At 78.6% G+C, this 1,665-nt stretch carries 1 pseudogene; it reads right to left on the minus strand.

The features are described 5' to 3' along the window. Positions 1–1,405 (minus strand): annotated as a pseudogene (locus ACIQOV_RS40575) (hypothetical protein); the annotation flags it as partial. Between the last annotated feature and the right edge of the window lie 260 nt (positions 1,406–1,665).

A 1,665-nucleotide genomic window follows, 5' to 3' on the forward strand; every position in this document is an offset into this window, starting at 1 on the left:
CCGGGGTGGCCTTGGAGCCCTTGCCGCCCTTGCCGCCCTTGGCGTTCCTGGTCTCCTCGGAGCCCTCGGGCCGGGGGCCGGGCGCCGGGGCCGGCAGCGGGGTGACCGCGGTGGCCTCCGGGTCGCCGGGCTGCGCGGCGGTGCCGGGCGCGCCCGGGAAGAGGGCGCCGGGGCCCGCCGGAGCGGCGGGGACCTCCTGGCCGTGGCCGGGGGCGGCCGGGCGCTGGGCGGCGAACGGATCGGTGCCGGTCGGGGCCGAGGCGAACAGGCCCGGCTGCGGACGGCCGTCGGCGCCGTGCGGGGCGCCGTTCCGGGGCAGGCCGGGTATCGCGGCGGGCGGCGGGGTGTTGTCGCGGATCGGCGCGAAGCCGTCGACGGAGGTGTCCTCCGGGTTCGGCTCGGTGACCGGCCCGGACGGCGGGTGCGGCGCGGGCGCCTGGTGGCCGTTCGGCTGGAAGCCGTTCTGCGGGCCGGGCTGCTGCGGCCCGCCCGGCCGGTTCTTGCGCTGCTGACGGTTCTGCGGCTGCCCGTTCTGCTGCCCGTTCTGCTGTCCGCGGCTCTGCTGCCCGCCGTCGCGCCGGGGCAGGCCCTGCGCGCCGGCGTCGGGAACGGAGGTGCCGAACGGGTCGGTGACCGGCGCGAACGGGTCGGCGGCCTCGTACACGCCGGGCTCCTCCACCGGGGCCTCGGCGTGGAACGGCGCGACGGGCGCGGCTGCCGGGTTCGGCTGCTTGCCCTGGGCGGGCACCGGCCGGCCGTTCGGGGTGCCGTTCCGCGCGCCGTCGGCACGGGCGGGTCGGCCCGCGGCCGGACGGGCACCCTGCGGGCGCGGCTCGGCGCCGCCCGGGGCGACCGGGGCCTCCGTCGTGCCCACGGCACCGGCCGGAACGGTCGCCGGAGCCGTGGCCGGCGCGGACTCGGCGGTCGCGGCCTTCTTCTGGCGCGGGCGGAACCAGGCGCCGGTGGACTCCGACTCCGAGGTCGCCGGCGGGATCGGCGGGATCTGCCACTCCGGCGGCAGGTTCGGCGGGGCGGCCTGGCGGCCGCCGTCGTCCATCACACCGAGGACGGGCGAGGTCGGCGCGGAGCGGTGCCGCGGGCCGCCCGGTTCGGCGGCGGCGGCCGGGGCGTCATCGCCCGGGCCGTCCTCGTTCTTGACGGTGCTGCGGACGACGACCGGCGGGATCGGACGCGAGCCGGGGATGTTGATCCGGACCCGGGTGGTCAGGGTGGTCTCGGTCTTCGGACCGTCGTCCTCGCCGCCCGACGCGGCGCCCGGTCCGGCGTCGGCCCGGTCGCCGCCGGGGAGCCCCGGCGTGCCGTAGGGCGGCGTGCCCGACGGGTAGGCGTCCGGGCCCGTGCGCCGGGGCGTCGGGTGGGCGTTGTCAGATTCGCGGCTGCTCAATGCTGCTCTGCTCCGGGTTCGCGGGCGGGCCGTGCGGCGCGACCGCGGTTCGTGGTCGCCGGGCCTTGGCTGGGGCGGGCGGCGGTCGGGTACGGCGTTCTGCGGGACCACCATACTGGGAAGAACTGAGCGGCGAACGGCTTCGGACAGATCCTGATACGTCCGGTTCCTCCGGTATGAGAGTAAGGCCGTACGCTCCTGACTGCTCGTCGTACGCGGTACGGTACGCCGTGCACGACCCGGGTCAGCGCGGGGGGCCG

The sequence above is a fragment of the Kitasatospora sp. NPDC091257 genome (genome assembly GCF_044757675.1).
GTDB lineage: Bacteria > Actinomycetota > Actinomycetes > Streptomycetales > Streptomycetaceae > Kitasatospora > Kitasatospora lactacystinica.